The sequence below is a fragment of the Micromonospora sp. NPDC093243 genome (genome assembly GCF_044753725.1).
In the GTDB taxonomy this organism is placed as follows: domain Bacteria; phylum Actinomycetota; class Actinomycetes; order Mycobacteriales; family Micromonosporaceae; genus Micromonospora.
Genome location: NZ_JBIVNT010000001.1, coordinates 409,019 through 427,495 on the forward strand (window position 1 = coordinate 409,019; position 18,477 = coordinate 427,495).

Annotated in this window: 16 protein-coding genes; 4 read left to right on the forward strand and 12 right to left on the reverse strand. The window is 72.2% G+C overall.

Going from position 1 to position 18,477, the window contains the following annotated elements; all coding sequences use genetic code 11:
- Window positions 1-152: 152 nt before the first annotated feature.
- The 4 genes from ACIP9D_RS01960 to mptB are packed head-to-tail and all read right to left on the reverse strand — an operon-like array spanning window position 153 to window position 3,788.
- Entirely contained in the window at window positions 153-560 is a 408-nt protein-coding gene (locus ACIP9D_RS01960) for a barstar family protein (RefSeq protein ID WP_350876463.1), read from the reverse strand.
- Between the two features lie 23 nt (window positions 561-583).
- A complete protein-coding gene (locus tag ACIP9D_RS01965; RefSeq protein WP_350876465.1) occupies window positions 584-1,033 on the reverse strand; it encodes a ribonuclease domain-containing protein in 450 nt (149 codons plus the stop codon).
- Window positions 994-2,361 (reverse strand): glycosyltransferase 87 family protein, encoded by a 1,368-nt coding sequence (locus ACIP9D_RS01970; protein WP_350876467.1) that lies wholly within the window; start codon window positions 2,359-2,361, stop codon window positions 994-996. Before ACIP9D_RS01970 ends, ACIP9D_RS01965 begins: the two co-directional genes overlap by 40 nt.
- Entirely contained in the window at window positions 2,358-3,788 is a 1,431-nt protein-coding gene (mptB, locus tag ACIP9D_RS01975) for a polyprenol phosphomannose-dependent alpha 1,6 mannosyltransferase MptB (RefSeq protein ID WP_350876469.1), read from the reverse strand. The genes ACIP9D_RS01970 and mptB overlap by 4 nt, the downstream gene beginning before the upstream one ends.
- Window positions 3,789-3,979: 191 nt before the next feature.
- Between mptB and ACIP9D_RS01980 the strand changes: the two genes are divergently transcribed.
- Complete coding sequence (locus ACIP9D_RS01980) at window positions 3,980-4,852, forward strand: hypothetical protein (protein ID WP_350876471.1); 873 nt, start codon at window positions 3,980-3,982, stop codon at window positions 4,850-4,852.
- Between the two features lie 209 nt (window positions 4,853-5,061).
- Here the strand turns inward: ACIP9D_RS01980 and ACIP9D_RS01985 are convergent, their stop codons facing one another.
- The 4 genes from ACIP9D_RS01985 to ACIP9D_RS02000 all read right to left on the reverse strand — a co-directional run bounded on the left by ACIP9D_RS01985 (window position 5,062) and on the right by ACIP9D_RS02000 (window position 10,017).
- Window positions 5,062-5,727: a C39 family peptidase gene (locus ACIP9D_RS01985; protein WP_400449163.1), complete on the reverse strand. Its 666-nt coding sequence runs from the start codon at window positions 5,725-5,727 to the stop codon at window positions 5,062-5,064.
- A 678-nt stretch (window positions 5,728-6,405) separates the two neighbouring features.
- Window positions 6,406-8,967 (reverse strand): hypothetical protein, encoded by a 2,562-nt coding sequence (locus ACIP9D_RS01990; protein WP_350869989.1) that lies wholly within the window; start codon window positions 8,965-8,967, stop codon window positions 6,406-6,408.
- Between the two features lie 40 nt (window positions 8,968-9,007).
- Window positions 9,008-9,718: a hypothetical protein gene (locus tag ACIP9D_RS01995; protein ID WP_350869992.1), complete on the reverse strand. Its 711-nt coding sequence runs from the start codon at window positions 9,716-9,718 to the stop codon at window positions 9,008-9,010.
- Window positions 9,719-9,750: 32 nt separating this feature from the next.
- Window positions 9,751-10,017 carry a hypothetical protein gene (locus ACIP9D_RS02000; protein WP_350869994.1) on the reverse strand — a complete coding sequence of 89 codons (267 nt, stop codon included), beginning with the start codon at window positions 10,015-10,017 and terminating at the stop codon, window positions 9,751-9,753.
- A 598-nt stretch (window positions 10,018-10,615) separates the two neighbouring features.
- Here ACIP9D_RS02000 and ACIP9D_RS02005 point away from each other — a divergent pair.
- On the forward strand, window positions 10,616-11,692 hold the full coding sequence (locus tag ACIP9D_RS02005; protein WP_350869997.1) for a hypothetical protein: 1,077 nt from the start codon (window positions 10,616-10,618) through the stop codon (window positions 11,690-11,692).
- 113 nt (window positions 11,693-11,805) lie between these two features.
- Here ACIP9D_RS02005 and ACIP9D_RS02010 read toward each other — a convergent pair whose 3' ends face one another.
- Together ACIP9D_RS02010 and ACIP9D_RS02015 are read right to left on the reverse strand one after the other, a co-directional pair.
- Window positions 11,806-13,431: an anibiotic ABC transporter gene (locus ACIP9D_RS02010; RefSeq protein WP_350870000.1), complete on the reverse strand. Its 1,626-nt coding sequence runs from the start codon at window positions 13,429-13,431 to the stop codon at window positions 11,806-11,808.
- Window positions 13,428-14,381, reverse strand: a complete 954-nt coding sequence (locus tag ACIP9D_RS02015) for an ABC transporter ATP-binding protein (RefSeq protein WP_350870002.1) — start codon at window positions 14,379-14,381, stop codon at window positions 13,428-13,430. Before ACIP9D_RS02015 ends, ACIP9D_RS02010 begins: the two co-directional genes overlap by 4 nt.
- A 112-nt stretch (window positions 14,382-14,493) precedes the next feature.
- On the opposite strand from ACIP9D_RS02015, the gene ACIP9D_RS02020 reads away from it, so the two are divergent.
- Window positions 14,494-15,249, forward strand: coding sequence for a TetR family transcriptional regulator (locus tag ACIP9D_RS02020; protein ID WP_350870004.1), 756 nt, complete (start codon window positions 14,494-14,496; stop codon window positions 15,247-15,249).
- A 118-nt stretch (window positions 15,250-15,367) separates the two neighbouring features.
- On the opposite strand, the gene ACIP9D_RS02025 is transcribed toward ACIP9D_RS02020, so the two are convergent.
- Window positions 15,368-15,832 carry a MarR family winged helix-turn-helix transcriptional regulator gene (locus ACIP9D_RS02025; protein ID WP_350870006.1) on the reverse strand — a complete coding sequence of 155 codons (465 nt, stop codon included), beginning with the start codon at window positions 15,830-15,832 and terminating at the stop codon, window positions 15,368-15,370.
- A gap of 130 nt (window positions 15,833-15,962) precedes the next feature.
- Between ACIP9D_RS02025 and ACIP9D_RS02030 the strand changes: the two genes are divergently transcribed.
- Window positions 15,963-16,523: an NAD(P)H-dependent oxidoreductase gene (locus ACIP9D_RS02030; RefSeq protein ID WP_350870007.1), complete on the forward strand. Its 561-nt coding sequence runs from the start codon at window positions 15,963-15,965 to the stop codon at window positions 16,521-16,523.
- A gap of 93 nt (window positions 16,524-16,616) precedes the next feature.
- On the opposite strand, the gene ACIP9D_RS02035 is transcribed toward ACIP9D_RS02030, so the two are convergent.
- On the reverse strand, window positions 16,617-18,410 hold the full coding sequence (locus ACIP9D_RS02035) for an ABC transporter ATP-binding protein (protein ID WP_350870008.1): 1,794 nt from the start codon (window positions 18,408-18,410) through the stop codon (window positions 16,617-16,619).
- Window positions 18,411-18,477 lie beyond the last annotated feature (67 nt).

The following is an 18,477-nucleotide window of genomic DNA, read 5'->3' on the forward strand; positions in this document are numbered from 1 at the left end:
GAGAGTGACGGGAGAGGCGGGACCAGACGAGCCGGCGCGAGCCCTCAGCACGGCAGCGCCGACGGGCGGGCGGCCCAAATCTGGGGCAGTTCGACAGCGACCGCGAGCCATGCCCCGGCTCGGCAGCGGCTGCGCGGACCCGGCTGACCGGCTCAGCCGGGTGGGGGTTCGCGCAGCACGACCCGCAGCGGGTGCGGGGCGTCGGCCGCGACCTCGCCGAGCACGGTCAGCAGCTGGGCGTACTGGCCGGCGGGCTCGTCGGCGAGCAGTTGGCCGGCGTCGTCGACGCGCAGGGTGAGCGGCGCGGTGGCCAGCCGGTCGCGCAGCACGTCGGCGAGGGCGTCCCAGTTGTGGCCGAAGTGCTCGGGCAGGGCGAGGGCGGTGGCGAGCGTGACGAAGAGCCCGGTGCGGGTGCGCGTCGCCGGGCCGGGCAGCGGCACCGCGTCGGGTTCGTCCGGCGCGTCGTCGCGGGCGACGGTCAGCCAACCGGCTGTCCGGTCACCGTCCTGGTCGGGCATGAAGACCTCCTCGCCGGGCCGGGGCCGGCCGTCGTCAGGCACGGCCGACCCCGGGAGGTTACCGGTCAGAGCCGGTAGAAGTCGGTGTAGTGGTTCGGCGAGAACCAGGTCACCCCGGTGCTCTTGTTCACCACGATGCGGTAGGCGTCGCGGGCGGCGCCCTGCTGGCGCGGGTACACGTCGTACTCGTAGTAGGTGGCGTTGGTCGGCAGCTGCCCCTCGTAGTTGTAGAACCGCCCGCCGGCGAAGTTGGCCTGGCCCCCGCTCCAGCTGTACCAACCGCGGCTGGTCGGGAAGCCCTTGGCCGCCCAGCCGGAACGGGCCGTCCGGGCGTCGGCGCAGCGGCTCATCGTGCAGGAGCTGTAGACCGCGGCGGACGCCGAGTCGGTAAGCCGCGGGGCGACCACGGACGGGCCGACCAGCGCGGCGGCGACCATCGCGACGAGCAGGACGAGGGTGGCGGTGAGCCGGCGGGTCACGCCGAGCGTCGGGCGCGGGGATGCAAGGGTGGACATGCTGCCTCCAGACCGTCGGATACATCGATCCGCGTCGTTGGCGGACCGGTCCCAGTCTCACCGCCGACGGCGGTCCGGAACAGTCCCCGCGTCCGAACTGATCCACAATGGCCGGTGAACCGCGGATGATCAGGGAGCCGTCCCCCACCGGTGGGCAGCGCCAGCAGCATTCCGAGGGCGACCCACAGGTAGGCGTTGCCACCGAGGAAGCCGAGCGGCCCGGTGGAGTTGTTGGCGAAGACCCAGACCAGACCGCTGGAGAGCAGCAGATATCCGACCACGCCGGCCCGCAGCCGACGACGCGCGGCGCGCTCGCGCGGCGGCCAGGGCAGCGTGGCCGCGGCGAGCAGTGCCAGCCCCGGCACCAGCCACACCAGGTGGTGGACCCAGGTGATCGGGCTGACCAGGCAGGCGGCGATCCCGGTCAGCGCGAACCCGGCCCGCTCGTCGCCGGCCAGGGCGGCCCGCCGGGAGCGGACCAGCCAGACCGCCAGCACGGCGGCGACCAGAACGAGCCACAGCCGCCGGTCCGGGTGCTCCGGGTTGAGCCGGGCCACCAGCCCGAGCAGCGACTGGTTCGAAACGTACGCCAGCTCGCCGATCCGGCCGGTGTCCCAGAGCGCCTCGGTGAAGAAGGTGCGCGACGCGCCCGGGGCCAGCGCGGCGGCGAGCGCGGTGGCGGCGAGCGTCGTGCCGGTGGCCGTGGCGGCCGCCCGCCAGCGTCGGGCGATCAGCAGATAGCCGATGAAGATCGCCGGGGTGAGCTTGATCGCCGCGGCCAGCCCGATACCGACGCCGGCGGCCCGATGGCCCCGCTCCAGCAGCCACAGGTCCACATAGACCAGGGCCACCAGCAGCAGGTTTACCTGCCCGAAGCTGACCGTGTCCCGGACCGGGTTGAGCCCGGCGAGCAGGCAGCCGGCCAGCGCGAGGGCGTACCACCGGCTCCAGCCCGCCCGACGGGCCACCGGGTCGACCAGCAGCACCAGCAGGAAACCGGTCGCCACCGCGGTGAGCAGCAGGTTCACCACGATCGTCGGATACCAGGCCAGCGCCGCCATCGGCAGCATGCTCACCGCCGCGAAGGGCGGGTAGGTGAAGCCGTACCCGTTCCAGGTGGTCCAGTCGTAGAGGTCACCGCCGCGCGTCCAGTGCCCGACCGCGCCGTGGTAGACACCGACGTCGAACCAGCCCCGGTGCCCGGGCAGCACCGCGATGAGCACCCCGAGCAGGGTCGCGATCCCGGCCACCAGCAGCACCCGCCGGCCGGTACGCGGCGACACCGGCCGGGTCAGCACCCCGCCCGACGCGGGCCGTTCGGCGCTCATCGGGCCACCGCCGGCGCCGGCTGCGCGGTGGTGGTGAGCAGCCGCAGCCAGCCGACCGCGAGCAACCCGAGCAGCACCCCGGCCGCGGCGAGCGCCGCCTGCGTCGGGTCCGGTCCGAACCCGCTCGGCAGCGCCACGAACGCCAGCACCACGGCCCCCGACGCCGCGGCCAACCGGGCCCACCCGTCCGGCGCGGCCGCCGCGATGAGGACCAGACCCCAGAGCGCGTACCAGGGCCGGGTCGCCGGGCCGAGCAGCGCCACCGCCGCCAGGGCCAGCCCCACGGCGTACGCCGGGCCGAGCCGCCGCCGCTGCCACCAGGCGATGCCGGCGACGGCCAGCGCGGCGATCAGCCCGAGGCCGAGGAAGAGTCGCATCGGGGCGTCCCCCCACTCCAGGCCGAGCGCGCCGGCCAACCGCGTCGCGCCGCGACCGAGGGCGCTGGAGATCGACCAGCTGTGCCGGTACACCGGGGTGCCGAGCGCGCCGATCCAGCCGTACCCGATGCCGGTGGCCCAGGTGACCGCGGCCGCGGTGCCGACCGCGAAGCCGGCGGTGCGGGTCAGCGCCGCGCGGCGCCCGCCGTGCCGGGCGGCGAGCGACACCACCACCAGCAGGCCCACCACGGCCGGCGCCTTGACCAGCGCGGCGAGGGTGATCAGCACGGCGGCGGTGGCGAAGCGGCGTTCGAAGGCGAGGCAGAGCCCGGCCACCAGCAACCCCAGCATCACCGCCTCGTTGTGCGCGCCGGCGACCAGATGCAGCGGCACCAGGGGGTTGAGCACGCCGAGCCACAGCGCGGCGGCGGGGTCGACGCCGCAGTGCCGGGCCAGCCGGGGCAGGTAGCGCAGCAGCAGCGCGACCCCGGCCAACGCCACCAGCCGCAGCCCGAGCACGCCGAGCACCAGCTTGCCGCCGGTCAGCCCGGAGACGACAGCGGCGATGGCGAGGAAAACCGGCCCGTACGGCGCGGGCGTCTGCTGCCACATCTGCGGCACCTCGGCGGCAATCTGACCGCCGAGCGCTGTCACGCCGTGCCGGTACACGTCGATGTCGGCGAGCACCATCGCGCCCTGCGCGAGGTAGCTGTAGGCGTCCCGGCTGAACAGCGGTGGGCAGAGCAGCAGCGGCCCGGCCCAGCAGGCCAGGGTGAGCGCAGCGGAGCGCCGGTCGAGCCGTACCGCCGGCACACCCGGTGGGCCGGCGGCGCGCAACTGCCGGCCCGCCCACCACCAGGCGGCGGCGAGCAGGGTCAGCCCGGCGTACCCGCAGAGCAGGCCCGGCCCGGCGAGGTGCCGCAGCGCGCTCCACCAGGCGGCGTGGCCGCCGACCGGGAGCGCGCCGGCGGCGAGGCCGGCGCCGGCCAGCAGGGCGGCACCCACGCCGCCGAGCAGCCGGTACCCGACGACGGTCGGCAGTTTCCGCATCCGGGCAGGATGTCGTCCGGAGCTGACCGGCACGCGGCCGTCCGACGATCATCAAGCGACGCCACGGTGTCGCCCCAGCGCGTCGCCGGCGCGGCCCCGGCGCCGCGCCGGTCGTCCCGTCGGCGTGGCGGCGGGCAGATCGGTCACCCGTTGTTAGCGTGAGAACGCTGATCCGTGACCAGGGAGGGTGGATGACGGACGCCCCGGACCCGGCGCCGAGGCCCGCGAACCGGTGGCGGCAGTGGGGCAGCCGCGGGCTGAGCAACACCCGGGACGCGAGCGTCCACAGCGGGCGCTGGCTGCGGCACAACTGGCAGCGGCTGGCGGCCTCGCTGCGGGACCAGGAGCCGGCGCGCTCCGCACCTCCGCCGCCCGGCCCACTCGTCGAGCAACGCGACGCGCCGGGGCTGATCGCGGTGCCCGCCCGTGGCTACGTGTACTGCTTCTACATCCGCGCGACGTTCGCCTGGTCGTCGCCGGCGGGCCTGCGCGCCGAGGTGTTGAGCTGGTACGCCCAGTACTTCATGCCGCACGCCATCCAGCGGCTGACCCGGCTCGCCGCGGACGCCGCCCGTGACCTGCCGGCGCACCGCGCGGGCGACCTGGAGCTCGCGTTGCAGCAGGCGCTCGCCGAGGGCACCCCGTGGCCCTACGAGCGGGGGGACGTCCTCCTCACCTGTCAGCCCGACGCCACCGTACGGCTCGACGACAAGATCTGGCCGGCGCTCCAGCCGCACGTGGAACGCCAGGTCACCCTCGAATGCCAGTACGACGAGCAGCTCCGCAAGGCCCGGTACGCCGAGCAGCTGAGCCGGCGCTGGGCGAGCATCCTCGGCGAACACGTCGAGGGAACGTCCCAGCCGGACGCGGCCCTGGCCGAGGCCCGCCAACAGATGCTGACCCGGCAGCGATCCGCCGCCCGCTGGATCGACGACCTGCTCGCCAACGAGGCTCCCACGCCGCCCCCGCCCCCGCCCACTGCCCGCCCGATCCCTCCCCAGCCCAGCAAGCCCGCGAAGCAGACGAAGCCCGCCAAGCCGGCCAAGCCCGCGCCCGAGAGTTGACGGGTCCGGACGCACGCGGCGCCGTAGCGCGAGCAGACCGGCCCGCCGAGACGACGAAGGCCGACCCGCCGGGGTCGGCCTTCGTGTCTACGGATGACAAAGACCGGCCCGTTGCGGGGCCGGCCTTTCGCGCGGAGATGCCGCAAGGGCCGGCCCCCTTGGTGGGGTCCGGCCCTTCCGGTGTTTGCGGTGTTCGTTTGTTGTTCGGGTCAGCTGGTGGAGTAGCCGCGGGTGGCGATCCAGTCCGCGAGGTGCTCGGTGCTGATCCAGTAGGAGGCCATGTTGGGGTCGGCGGAGTCGGCGATCTTCACCGTCTGGCCGCCGTCGCGATAGCCGACGACGCTGATGTAGTGCCCGCCCTCGAAGGAGTGGGTGGTGCCGTCGGTGTCGGTGCTGGTGCCGGCGATGTTGGCGACCACGGCGCGGCCGTCGTCGACGGTGCGCACGATGTCGGCGCGCAGCGTGTCGGTCTGCTTGTCATCGGCGTTGCTGTTGCGGATTTCGACGCTGTGGTAGGCGTCGGCCTTGCCGGTTTCCTTGTTCAGCACCGGGGTGATGTCGTTGATGGAGTTGGTGCCGGCCTCGGTGGTGCCCATCTCCTTGGCCATGTCATCAACGTTGATGTTCTTGCCCTGCACGCTCAGGGCGTTACGGGTCGCGGCGGGGCCGCAGTAGTAGAAGTTCGGCTGCGCCTCGTAGCGCACACCCAGCTCCCGCTCACCATGCTTGCGGTCGCCCTGCTGCGACGCCGAGGTGTTCGGCTTGTCGGTGGCGGGGGCGGCGAAGGCGGTGGTCACCGGCCCGGCGATGGCGCCGCCGGTGAAGGCGAGCCCAGCAGCGGTCAGTGCGGTCTTGCGGATCAGATCGGTACGCATGATGGCGTGCTCCTCTGCTCGGGGGTGTCAGGTGCACGGGCCACGCGCATAAGGGGGCGCGGTGTGCCCGTAAGCAAGAAAAAGGGGGGTGGGACGCACGCCCGGCGGTCGTGGTGACCTGCTCGGGGGATGTCCCGGGGGGATGTAACCGTGCGGGCCGGCCAACCATTCCGGCGGGGCCCGGGTCTTGCGGGTACCGGGTAGTCAACCGATCCCAGCGGCCGGTCATTCCCGGCGGCGCTCAGGCCCGCGGTACCGGGTGGTCAACCGACCCGAGCGGCCGGTCATTCCCGGCGGGCGGGGGTCGAGTCCCGGGCCGGCGGCGAGGCCGCGCGGCACACCATGTTCAACGACCCGGGCCCGGCCATGATTCCGCCACGCGGGTGGCCCTGACCACGGGACACGGAGCGCCGAATCCGGACACCGCACGCAACCGGCAGCCTACGAACCGGACAACCGCCGTAATCGGGATCCGGGCGACGACCGGGCGACCCGGCGGGCGTCAGGGTGATCGACTCCAGGTCGCCGAAACGGGGGTATCCGGCTCGCGGCGATACCCCCATGTCAGCGAACTGGAGTCGATCACCCACCCCGCCCGCCGCGCGCGGGGGCTCGTAGCGGTAACGGGTGGGGCCGGGGAGGTCGCGTGACCTCGCCGAACCCGAGTCGCCGCCGGGTTCATCCTTGTCCTGCCACGAGCCGGTCGATGGCCGCCAGCCAGCGCTCCCGGTGGGCGGTCGTGTCGATGTCGGGAGTCGGCTCGGAGGCGAACCTGATCCTGCCCAGCCCGGCGTACTCGAACATCAGGTTGACCACGCCCAGATTGGTCGACCAGTGCCGCTCCTCCGCGACCCAGCGGTCCCGCTCCGCCAGGAGTTTGGCGTCGTCACCGCGACGCAGCGCGTCCAGCAGGACGGGAACGACCTCGCGGTGTCCCACCTTGCCACCGACCGCCTCGGTCACCGAGTGCAGCTCGGCGACGGCGGACACGAAGCCCGGCGCGCCGGCCAGGCAGACCGCCTTGGCCGCCATGGCACTGCGCACCAGGCCGACCATGCCGTACCGGTCGGTGGTACGGACGAGGTCTTCGCAGGAAGCCACAGCCGCTCGTCCGGTCAACGCGGCCCGCCACTGCGCGGCACACTGGTTCTCCAGGGCGAGCCGGTCCTTTCCCTGCGACCGGAGGAACGTGACCCGCTCGCGTACCCCGGCGATCGACTCCTCCAGATATCCCTGGTCGTAGCGGATGTCGCTGTCCATCCGGATCCGGGTCGACGGGGCCAACGGATACTGGCGAAGGTGCGCCTCCAGCGCCTGGTAGCGGCGCACCTCCCGCAGGGTACGGGCCAGCTGATAGCGGTAGAGGTCGGAATCGGGAGAGCTGGCCAGCAGGGACTCGAAGAGGCTCAGCGCCGGTTCGAAGTCATAGATGCCGCGATAGCCGTACGCGAGAAACTGCTCGGTCAGCTCGCGGATCTCCGCGTCGAGCGACTGCTCCAACAGGGACCGGAAGTATCGGATCCGGGCCCTGGCGTCCTTTCCGCGCCAGCCTTCGAAGAACATCGCCAGCTGGCCCATCCACGTGTCGAGGGTCGGCTGCGGCAGGCGTGCGGCCGTCTGGGCCAGGCCGGGAAGTGCCAGCAGGGCACCGCGTAGCCACGACTGCCGCAGGTCGAAGGAGGCGGAGAGACCGGCTGCGATCTCCAGCACGTCTAGCCGATGGCCGACATCGCTGAGGGCGTCGTGCCGGGCCTGCAACACGGTGAGCAACCGCTCCGCGCAGGCTCGCCGGTCCTGCGCCACCCATCCGTCGGCGTCGTCCGCGGTCTCCCCGGAGGCGGCGGCCCGCACCGCGTCGTGCATCCGGTACGGCAGGACCTGGTGGTCGTCTCGCGTGATCAACGCGCGGGCGCAGAGCCGCTGCGCGTCGGCGAGCCGGTGGCCGGCCGCCTCCGCGACGAGTTCCGGATCGAAGCGGGGCAGCAGGCTGGCCGTCCGGGCGATGTCGCGTTCGTTCGCTGGGAGATCAGCGAAGACGGTGGTCACCAACTCGGGCAGGGAACCGCCGAAGCCGGCGGGGTCGAGCACTCCGTGGGTGGCGCCCACCTTGGCGATGGCGAGCGAGAGGTCGAGGTAGAGCGGCAACCCGTGGGCGCCTTCGCGGATCCGGCGCCGGATCCCCTCGTCGAGCACGGGATTGCCCGACACACCGGAGGCCGCGGCCAGATACCGGTCCACATCGACATCGGACAGGTCGCCGACGAGGTGCTGCCGCGGCTCGGCCTCGGCTTCCAGGCGCAGACCGGGCCACACCTCGGGCCCGGCGGCGGGCAGCAGCCCGCCCGGCCGCAGCGCGGCCCAGTCGAGGCTGTTCCGGCTGGTGGCGACCCACAGAACCCCCGGGGTCAGGTGGACGATCCGGTTGAGCAGGCGCTCCTGTATCCGGCTACCGCCCTGGACGTACTCGCAGGCGTCGACGAATGCGACGAGCAGCGGCAGTTCACCCACCACGAGCCGTTCGAGATCCCAGGAGAGCAGTCCCGCCAGCGTCGCGGCGACGTACGGCGAGGGGTTCACCTGGACCTCGTCGATGATCCGGGCCAGCGGCCGGCAGTCCCGTAACGCCGTCCCCTGGATCCGTCGGGTGCGCACCGCCTCGATGAGTTGCGTACCCATCCGCACGGTCAGCGGACCGGCGCCGAGTCGCATCCCGGCCTCGGTGAGCAGCTCGTTGAGCGTGTCGGTGATCTGCGCGCGCACGTCGAAGGTGCCGCTGGTCAGGTCCGGAAGCGGCGTGCCGGGGCGAGCCATGGCCCACCACGCCGCCAGACCCAGGTCGAACGCCGGGAATCGCTTGCGCGCCCCGGACGCCGCCGTGCGCAGCGACAGCAGGATGTCGACGGGGCTGACCAGCGACGAGCCGTGGAAGTCGACCCGCACCGTCCGGAGGTGCTGGTCGAAGCTCGGGGGCGGCCCCCAGTGCTCGTCGGACGGCAAATCGCCCCGGATCCACCGCTCGAGTCGGCGGGAAAGTGTCGTCTTGCCGATCCCGCCGACTCCGTAATAGACGAGGACGTTGTCCCGGGCGGGATTGCCGAGCACCGCCTTCCCGTCCACCAACCGTTCGAGGTGGCGCAGCACCGCGCCTTCGAATGCGATGTTCTCGGCAACCCGGTCGGTGAACAGGTCGGCGGCGGGGCCCACCCCGTCGGTGTCGAACAGGGTGTCGAAGTCGTCCATGGTCAGCGTCCCGGTCCGCTCGGTAGGAGTTGGCGTCGCGTCAGATCGTCGGTCGGGGCAGCGGGATGTAGGGCTCCAGCTCAGCGCTCACCCAGTGCGGCGGCGACTGCAACGCCAAGCCGACGTTGCGGAAGATCTCGTAGAGCGAGCTGCCCCGCTTCCACTCGGCACGGGAGCGGGTCGGGTCGTCGTCGCTGTAGCGGGCGTCGATCAGGGCCAGGTACGCACCCGAGGGGTCCCGGCGAACGTGGATGGTGTTCGAGTCGCGCTCCGTGGTCATCGTCGCGACGTGCCGGACCTCGCCCGGCGCCAGGGGCCGGAGCCCGGACCGCTCGGGTGGCGGTGGCGGGACCGTCGGCAGCCAGGTGTCGATGGTCCCGCCGGTGTCGACCCAGTGGTTCCACTCGTAACCACGCACCCGCAGCGGCGGGACGCCGTGTTGACGGAGAAAGCGGAGACCGCCGGCCAGCACGGCCTTGGCGTCGTCGCCCTCGAAGCCCAGGCCGAGCAGCTCGGCCACCGCCCGGCTGGCCCCGTACGCCGGCCAGCCCTCCAGCGGAGTCACCTCGCGGGCCAGCGCGGCGGTCAGGCCGGCCGGGTCGGACTGGCTCAGCGGCAGCAGCGTCGACAGCAGGCCCCACGCCTGTTCGGCCCGGATGCCGCTGCTCTCGCGGTACCACTCGTAGCGCGCGAAGTCCGCCAGCATCGCCGGGGTGCCCGGTGGGAGCGCGACAGGGCGACCACCAGTCATGGTTCACCGCCTCTCGTGATCGGTGGACGCGGTCACGCTCCGGCCACCCGCCGGCGACGCCGCTCCTCGGCCTTGTGGTTGAAGACGACGCGCGGCTCCGGACGGCCCCGGGCGAGCCAGATGGCGAGGCTGATCGGCCAGAACATCAAGGTCACCAGCTGGCTGGTGAACCACACCGGGCCGAAGCCGTCGCTGCCGAACACCTTGATACGGCCCTGGCCGACTCCCGCCCGGGCCCGGAGGATGATCATGCCGATGAAAAATCCGACGAAGTAGATGGCGGCCATCGCGAACTCCATTGACGCGCTCCTTGATCTCAGGCAGGTCGGCGACTCATCGGGTCTGGACGAAAGCCTTCTCGAGGTTGCGGCAGCGGCCGTTGCCGCACTTGGGGCAGCGAATCGTCTTACACTCGAACACCGCCCAGTAGCCGTACTGCTCCTGGCGCTCCCTGGAACGCTCGTACATCGGAACCCCGCAGTGGCAGGTAGGTCGGCTCATACTGATCTCCTCTCGCGAGAACCACAGCGAATCGACTGCCGTTTCAGATCGGCGACGAAATGGAGAGCCACGCTCATTGGGGCGAGCGGAGACTCACCGTACGGAGGATCCGGAAGAGACATCAAGGGTTTCGGATGAGTTACCGTCTGAAATGGACGATCCGGTCCCGTGGGCAGGACCGGATCGGAGGAGGCCGAACGGAGTCGGGCAGGAGGACCTGACCGATCAGCGGGTGCGAGGCCCCACCCGCCCGATCGCCGGCACCGACCCGGCCGATGAGGCCACCGCCGCACGGTGACGTCCGCCATCCGGCGTCCGACAGATGAGCACCGCCACGTCGTCCGAATAGTGTGTCTGGTTGTTGTCATTGACACCGGCCGAACGCGATGCAGAGGATTGCACGTGCTGCAAATAATGCTCTGCGGTGCATCCGACACCGATCGGATCCGGGGCCAGTTCGTCAAGGTCGTCAGCGATTACGGCGCCGAGCCCTGGCATTATCTGTCCGGGCGCGTCCTGCACCTGAACGCCGCCGGCGCCACCTGGCAGAGCAATTCCCGTTCCACCGTCCGCAACGCCGACCTCTGCGTTTTCGTCATCGTGGAGAAGTACGGCTCGATCACCTGGGAAACCGAGCTGCACGCGGCGCTGCTCGCCGGCAAGCCGTTCCTGGTGTTCTGCCTCGACGACACCTACAAGGCATACCTGGCCATCAGGAAGAGCGTCTCGAACCTGTCCGCTCTGACGGACCCGGGCGAGCAACGCCTCGTGGAGACCATCCGGGAGCTGGAGACCGACCGGCAGTTCACCGTCATCCCATTCTCCTACGACCTGTTCGGCGAGGAGCTGAGGCGACAGCTCGCGACGCTCTTCGGGCTGTCACTCAACCATCTCGAGGAGAAGAATCGGCGGGCCGCCGCGGCGGGGATGTTCGATGACTCGCTCCGGTTGACGCCCTCGGACCTGGCCCTGGCGGCAGCGATCGCGGTGGACGAACTGGAGGAGAAGAGCCTGCGTAAGCAGGCCGTACGGGTGCTCGCCGCGCGCAGAGCAGCGGACCAGGACACCGCGCTGGCATTGCTGTGCAGCGCGGAACAGGGAGTGCAGCGTCTCGCCCTGCAACTGCTCCCCGACCTGTACACCCAGCGCCCAGCCGAGCTGGACTTCCTGGACCAGTGCGTCATGATCGCCAACCAGTCGGACGACGTCGGTCTTGCCCGTCGGCTCATCCCGTCGCTGCTCGATTTGGATCTCGGCGGCGCCGTCCAGGCGATGGCCGGACTGGATCTCTCCGAGGTCGGCGCACGGCGGCGCCTCGCCGCGATGCTGGAACATCACGAGGCGGCCATCCGCAGCCTCGACCTGACGGCCGGGGTACGCACGTTGCTCGCTCGCTGCCTGGGCGACACCAACGAGTCCGACTGGAAAACCCGGTGCAGGGCGTTCAGCGACCGGCTCGGCGCGGCACCGTAGCCGCTCACTGCACCTCTGCTTACCTCGCCGCTCGCGCAACTTCAGGGAAGTAGTGGCCTCGGCGGACCGGGAAGGACCTACTTCCCTGAAGTTGCGGCAACGACAGCGCCCGGTCAGCTCGGGACGTCGCGGTGGCGGAAGGCGGCGACGCCGGCGGCGAGGAACACCGCCGCGACCCCGGCGAGCAGCACCAGCGGCAACACCGCCGGGTCGACCGCGGGCACGGCCGGGACGTGCGTGTACGGGGAGAGGTTCAGCGCGGCCTGCGGCAGCTCCAGCACCGCGCCGAGCTGCCCGAGCAGCAGGAAGACCAGCAGCGCCGTCCAGGAGAGCACCACCGACCAGCGGGGCAGCAGGCCGAAGAGGGCGGTGACCACCCCGGCCACCACGAGCAGGGCCGGCAGGCGCAGCAGGGCGGCGCCGGCCAGCGCGGCGGCCTCGCCGAGCGGGTCGCCGGTGACCAGGCCGTAGCCGAGCCCGGTGCTCAGCCCGGCGAGCAGCAGCAGGGCGAGCGCGCCGACCGTCGCGGCGAGCACCTGGGTGCCGAGCCAGCGGCTCCGGCTCACCGCGGTGGCCAGGGCGGCCTCCAGCACCCCGTCGGACTCGTCGCCGCGCACCCGCAGCAGGGCCTGCACCACGTACGCCCCGATGGTCAGCGCGAAGAGCCCGAGCATCGCGGTCAGGTACGCGTCGATCAGGTTGGCGCCGCCGCCCATCGCGTTGATCGCCTCGGCGGCGGCCGGGTTCTGCTCGATCATGGCGTTGACCTCGTCGCCGGCGACGCCCATGGAGAGGCCGAGCACGGCCACCCCGACGGCCCAGCCGAGCAGCGTGCCGCGCTGCATGCGCCAGGCCAGCCCGGCGGGGCTGAGCAGCCGCGCGGTGGCGCTCGCCGGGCCGCGCCGGGGGGCGACCAGCCCGGCGCCCTGGTCCCGCCGCTCCGCGAGGGCGTACGCCGCCGTCACCCCGGCGACCAGCAGCGCGACGGGCAGGGCGAGGACCCACCACCGTTCCCCTTCGAAGGCGCGTACCTGGTTGCCCCAGCCGAGCGGGGAGAGCCAGGAAGGCCAGGCGCTCGCCACCCGGGTGCCGTCGGCGCTCTGCTCGCCGAGCACGTCGCCGGCGGCGCGCAGCACGAAGGCGAGGCCGACGGCGGCGGCGGCGAGCGCGTTGGCGCCCCGGGAGGTGACCGAGAGCTGCGCGGTGACCGCGGCGATCGCCGTGAAGGCCACCCCGACGCCACCGACGGCGGCGGCCGCCGCGACGGAGCCGGCCAGCGGCAGGCCGGCGCCGGCGAAGGCGAGCGCCAGCAGCGCCGCCGCCAGCACGTTCGCGGCGACGACGACCAGCAGCGCGGCGGTCAGCGGCGCGTACCGGCCGACCACCGACGCGCCGAGCAGCTCCGCCCGGCCGGTCTCCTCGTCCTGGCGGGTGTGCCGGGCCACCGCGAAGGTGCTCAGCAGCGCGATGATCAGGGCCAGCGTCACGTACGTCTCGGCGACCACCACCGCGCCGAGGTCGGTGCCGGCGATCGGGCCGTTGAAGGCGCGGGCGACCAGGCTGGACGCGGACGTGGTGGCGTAACCCTGCCGGGCCGCCTCGTCGGGGTAGACGCCGGCCACGCTGCCGGCGAGGGCGTAGCCGAGCAGCGGGGTGCCGAGGATCCAGATCGCGAGGCGGACCCGGTCGCGGCGCAGCACGAGCCGGGCCAGCCGGCGGGTGCCGGTGAGCGCGGTCATCGGACGCCGGCCCGCGACGCTTCGGCCGGCCGACCGCCGTCGGCGCCGTGCTGGTCGCTGCCGGCGGCGTGCTGGTCGCCGTAGTGGCGCAGGAACAGCTGCTCCAGGGTGGGCGGTGTGCTGGTCAGCGCGCGGACGCCGAAACGGATGAGCTGGCCGAGCAGCTCGTCGAGGTGCGCCGGCTCGACCTCCAGGTGGGTGCGCCCGTCGACCTCGCGTACGTCGTGCACGCCGGGCAGCGTCTCCAGACCGGTGACCGGGCGGGCCGTCTCGACGGTCACCGCGGTGCGGGTGAGGTGGCGCAGCTCGGCGAGGCTGCCGGACTCGACGGTGCGGCCCTCGCGGATGATGCTGACCCGGTCGCAGAGCGCCTCGACCTCGGCGAGCACGTGGCTGGAGAGCAGCACGGTGGCGCCGGCCTGCTTGATCCGCCGGACCTCGTCCTGGAACACCGCCTCCATCAGCGGGTCGAGGCCGGAGGTCGGCTCGTCGAGCACGTACAGCTCGACGCCGGAGGAGAAGGCGGCGACGATGGCGACTTTCTGCCGGTTGCCCTTGGAGTAGGTGCGGCACTTGCGGGTGGGATCGAGGTCGAAGCGTTCGAGCAGTTCGTCGCGGCGGCGCCGGTCGAGCCCGCCGCGCAGCTCGCCGAGCAGGTCGATCGCCTCGCCGCCGGTGAGGTTCGGCCAGAGGTTGACGTCGCCCGGCACGTACGCCAGCCGGCGGTGCAGGCGCACCGCGTCGCGCCACGGGTCGGCGCCGAGCACCTGCGCCGTGCCGGAGTCGCGGCGCAGCAGCCCGAGCAGGACGCGGATGGTGGTGGACTTCCCGGCCCCGTTGGGCCCGAGGAAGCCGTGCACCTCCCCCGCCTCGACCCGTAGGTCGAGCCCGTCGAGTGCCCGGATGGTGCCGAAGGTCTTGACCAGGTTGTCGATCGAGATGACGGGCATGTGCCCCTCCTGCCGTGTGGACGCTTCGACCGTCCCCACTGTACTGACCGATGGAAAGTCGTCTCGACGGTGCTTCCGCCCACCGGTCAGGACGCCGGTTAGGCTGGCCGGCATGACCGCCGAGCCCGCGGACGACACCCGCACCCGGATCCTGCGCGCCGCGCTCGACCTCTTCGCCGAGCACGGCTACCAGCGCACCTCGCTGCGCCAGATCGGCGAGCGGCTGCGGCTGACCAAGGCGGCGGTTCTCTACCACTTCCCGGCCAAGGAGCACCTGCTCTCGGCGCTGGTCGAGCCGCTGCTGGCCGACCTGGAAGCGCTGCTGGACGTCGCGGGAGAGCAGCCGACCGAGCAGGCCCGCTGGACGGTGCTGGAGGGCTGGGTGGACACCATGCTGGCCCACCGTCGCCCGCTCGGCATGCTCTTCCACGACATCGCCCTGATCACCCGCGGCGACACGTACCACCGGCTGATGGGTATCGCGATGCGGGCGAACAACCTGATCGCCGGGCCGAACGCCGGGCGGCGGGAGCGGGTCCGGGCGGTGCAGGCGGTCGCCACGTGCAGCGACCCGGTGGTCTTCTTCAACGACGTTCCCGACGAGGTGCTCCGCGCCGACATGCTCGACGGCGTACGCCGGCTGCTGACGGAGCCGGGGGCGACCGCGGGCGTCGGGGCCGTGGACGCCGGGGTCGGCGCGGATGCCGGGCCGGCGGCCCGGCGGCGGCCCGGCCGGCCGCGGGCGCTGGGGCGCGAGCAGGTCGAGGCGGCCCGGCGGATGCACACCGCCGGCACCCATTCGGTGGACGCCATCGCCGCGACGCTGGGCGTCTCGCGGGCGACCGTCTACCGGCACCTCGAGCAATGAATAATGAGACGGTTTTAGCGACAGTTTCGAGACGGTTTATGTGACCGCCGCGGCCCCGGCGGTCGCTCGACACCGGGTGGGCGCCCGGTGAGGCGCAGGCAGGTGCCGCGCCGTCGGCTCAGTCGGCCTTGCCGACCCGCTCGAACGCGCGGGCCAGTTGGACGAGGTCGATGCCCTCGAAGTGGTCGAGGAACCGCCGCCGCACCGCGGCCAGGTGACTCGGCCAGGACTCCTCCACCCGGGCGAAGCCGGCGTCGGTGAGCACGGCGTTCCAGCCGCGGGCGTCCTGTTCGCTGCGGACCCGCTCGACCAGGCCCTGCGTCTCCAGCCGGATGACGGTGCGGGTCATGCCGCTGAGCGAGAGCTGGCAGGCCGCCGCCAGCTCGCTCATCCGCAGCTGACGATCGGGAGCCTCGGAGAGCACCCGCAGGGCGGTGTACTCGGTGAGGGGCAGCTGGCGGTCGCCCACCATGTCGGCGTCGATCAGCCGGGGCAGGGCGTACATCACCTGGCCCAGGGCGCGGACGAGCTTCTCCTCGTCGGGGTTGAGGGGCCGCAGCGGTTCCGCGGTGGGGCTGGCCATGCATCCATCCTAGTTGCTTGAGCGATCAACGGTGTGACCCCAAACATAGCTCCGACATTTGTTTGACCAAGCAAGGTGTGGCTAGCGTCTACGAGCCAGGCAAGGACTTCTCTGGAAGGGCACCACACACATGACCAGGATCGGGATCATCCTCGGCAGCACCCGTCCGGGGCGTAACGGCGAGGCCGTCGCCCGCTGGGTTCTCGAGATCGCCAAGCAGCGCTCGGACGCCGAGTTCGAGCTGATCGACCTGCTCGACTACCAGCTGCCGCACCTCGACGAGGCGTACCCGCCCTCGATGGGCCAGTACACCCAGCCGCACACGCTGCGCTGGGCCAACACCATCGCGTCGTTCGACGGTTTCGTGATGGTCACTCCCGAGTACAACCACTCGACCTCGGGCGCCCTGAAGAACGCCATCGACTTCCTCTACGCCGAGTGGAACAACAAGGCCGTCGGCTTCGTCAGCTACGGCTCGGTCGGTGGCGCCCGGGCGGTCGAGCACCTGCGCCTGATCTCCGGCGAGCTCCAGATGGCCGACGTGCGGTCCCAGGTCGCGCTGTCGCTCTTCACCGACTTCGAGAACTTCAGCGTCTTCAAGCCGGGCCCGTTCCAGAAGGACGCGCTCAACACCACGCTCGACCAGGTCGTGGCCTGGAGCACCGCGCTCGCCCCGCTGCGCAACCGCTGAACGCACGCCGAGCTGACCGTAAAGATGGCCGCGGGGCTTCCCCGCGGCCATCTTCTCCGCATCCGAGCCCGGCGCCGGGCGGCGCCACGAAGCTCAGGCGGCCAGGGTGGCGTAGCGACCGTTGCGGTCGATCAGGTTGTCGTGGGTGCCGCACTCGACGATCCGGCCGTGGTCGAGCACCGCGATCTGGTCGGCGCCGCGCACGGTGGAGAGCCGGTGCGCGATGGTGACGGTAGTCCGCCCCTCGGCGAGCGCGTCGAACGCCCGCTGCACCGCCCGTTCGGTCTCGGTGTCCAACGCACTGGTCGCCTCGTCGAGGATCAGCACCCGCGGGTCGCGCAGCAGCGTACGGGCGATGGCCAACCGCTGCTGCTCGCCGCCGGAGAACCGGTGCCCGCGCGAGCCGACCATCGTGTCGTAGCCGTCGGGCAGGCCGGCGATCAGGTCGTGGATCTGCGCGGCGCGCGCGGCAGCCTCGATCTCGGCGTCGGTGGCGTCCGGCCGGGCGTAGCGCAGATTCTCCCGCACGGTGGTGTGCAGCAGGTAGGTCTCCTGGCTGACCACGCCGACGATCGCGGCCAGGTCGGCCAGGGACAGGTCACGCAGGTCGACACCGTCGACGGTGATCCGGCCACTGTCCGGATCGTGCAGCCGGCTGACCAGCGCGGCGAGGGTGCTCTTGCCGGAGCCGGTCTCGCCGACCAGGGCCAGGCCGCTGCCGGCGGGCACGTCCAGGCTCACCCCGGCGACCGCGGCGGTGTCGCTGCCCGGGTAGCTGAAGGTGACCTCCTCCAGGCGCAGGCGGCCGCGCACGCGACGGGGGTCGAGCCGGACCGGGTCGCTCGGGTCGGCCACCTCGATCGGCAGGTCCAGGTACTCGAAGATCCGGGCGAAGAGCGCGAGCGAGGCGGTCAGCGAAACGCCCACGTTGAGCAGGCCCATCAGCGGACGGAACAGCCCGTTCTGCAGGGCGGTGAAGGCGACCAGGGTGCCGATGCTGAGCGTGCCGGCGGTGCCGGGCAGGCCGGCGCTGAGGTAGATGACCGCCGGGATGGCGGCGAAGAGGATGCTCATCGAGGCCATCCGCCAGCGCCCGGCCAGCTCGCTGCGCAGCTCCAGGTCGACCAGGCGGGCGGAGGAGCTGGTGAACCGCTCGATCAGGGCCGGACCGGTGCCCAACGTCTTGGCCAGCCGTACGCCGCTGATCGACAGTCCCTCCTCCACGGTGACGTTGAGGTCGGCCAGTTCGCGCTGGCGTCGGGCGGTGATGTCCCGGCGCAGGCGGGCCACCCGGCGGGTCAGCCAGATCGCCGGCGGCAGGATGACCAGGGAGACCAGGGAGAGCCGCCAGGACAGCGCCACCATGGCGGCGGCGGTGGCGACCACCGTGGTCAGGTTGGCCGCGACGGCGGTGGCGGTGGAGGTGACCACCGACTGCATGCCGCCGATGTCGTTGGTGATGCGGGACTGCACCTCGCCGGTGCGGGTGCGGGTGAAGAAGCCCAGCGACTGGCGCTGGAGGTGGGTGAAGACGTCGGTGCGCAGCCGGTGCATGACCTCTTGGCCGACCCGGGTCGAGATCCAGGTCTGCACCACGCCGAGCACGGCGGTCACCGCGGCCACCGCGACCATGCCGAGGACCAGCCAGACCAGCAGGGTCACGTCACGCGCCGGCAGGGCCTGGTCGATCACGTGCCGGAGCAGGAACGGCGAGGCCATCGCGACGATCGAGGAGGCCACGATGATCGCGGTGACCGCGCCCAGCGCGCCTCGGTGCGGGGAGAACAGCCCGGCCACGCGACGCAGCGAGACCTGCCGGGCCTGCGCCTTCTCGTCGGCGCTGACGGTGCGGGGGCCGCGGTCGCGGCCGTGGGGGGTGGGCTCCAAGAGGGGTACCTGCCTTCGTCGGGGGCATTGCTGAGGTTACCTCATCATGAGGGAACAACCGTATCTG

What these genes read in the sequence shown, in the direction of transcription:
- ACIP9D_RS01965 (WP_350876465.1), bottom strand. Translation starts at nt 1,033, where the DNA reads ATGTCCACCCTTGCATCCCCGCGCCCGACGCTCGGCGTGACCCGCCGG.
- ACIP9D_RS02000 (WP_350869994.1), bottom strand. Translation starts at nt 10,017, where the DNA reads ATGGAGTTCGCGATGGCCGCCATCTACTTCGTCGGATTTTTCATCGGC.
- ACIP9D_RS02025 (WP_350870006.1), bottom strand. Translation starts at nt 15,832, where the DNA reads ATGGCCAGCCCCACCGCGGAACCGCTGCGGCCCCTCAACCCCGACGAG.
- ACIP9D_RS02015 (WP_350870002.1), bottom strand. Translation starts at nt 14,381, where the DNA reads ATGCCCGTCATCTCGATCGACAACCTGGTCAAGACCTTCGGCACCATC.
- ACIP9D_RS01970 (WP_350876467.1), bottom strand. Translation starts at nt 2,361, where the DNA reads ATGAGCGCCGAACGGCCCGCGTCGGGCGGGGTGCTGACCCGGCCGGTG.
- ACIP9D_RS01985 (WP_400449163.1), bottom strand. Translation starts at nt 5,727, where the DNA reads ATGCGTACCGATCTGATCCGCAAGACCGCACTGACCGCTGCTGGGCTC.
- ACIP9D_RS01995 (WP_350869992.1), bottom strand. Translation starts at nt 9,718, where the DNA reads ATGACTGGTGGTCGCCCTGTCGCGCTCCCACCGGGCACCCCGGCGATG.
- mptB (WP_350876469.1), bottom strand. Translation starts at nt 3,788, where the DNA reads ATGCGGAAACTGCCGACCGTCGTCGGGTACCGGCTGCTCGGCGGCGTG.
- ACIP9D_RS01980 (WP_350876471.1), top strand. Translation starts at nt 3,980, where the DNA reads ATGACGGACGCCCCGGACCCGGCGCCGAGGCCCGCGAACCGGTGGCGG.
- ACIP9D_RS02020 (WP_350870004.1), top strand. Translation starts at nt 14,494, where the DNA reads ATGACCGCCGAGCCCGCGGACGACACCCGCACCCGGATCCTGCGCGCC.
- ACIP9D_RS02030 (WP_350870007.1), top strand. Translation starts at nt 15,963, where the DNA reads ATGACCAGGATCGGGATCATCCTCGGCAGCACCCGTCCGGGGCGTAAC.
- ACIP9D_RS02010 (WP_350870000.1), bottom strand. Translation starts at nt 13,431, where the DNA reads ATGACCGCGCTCACCGGCACCCGCCGGCTGGCCCGGCTCGTGCTGCGC.
- ACIP9D_RS01990 (WP_350869989.1), bottom strand. Translation starts at nt 8,967, where the DNA reads ATGGACGACTTCGACACCCTGTTCGACACCGACGGGGTGGGCCCCGCC.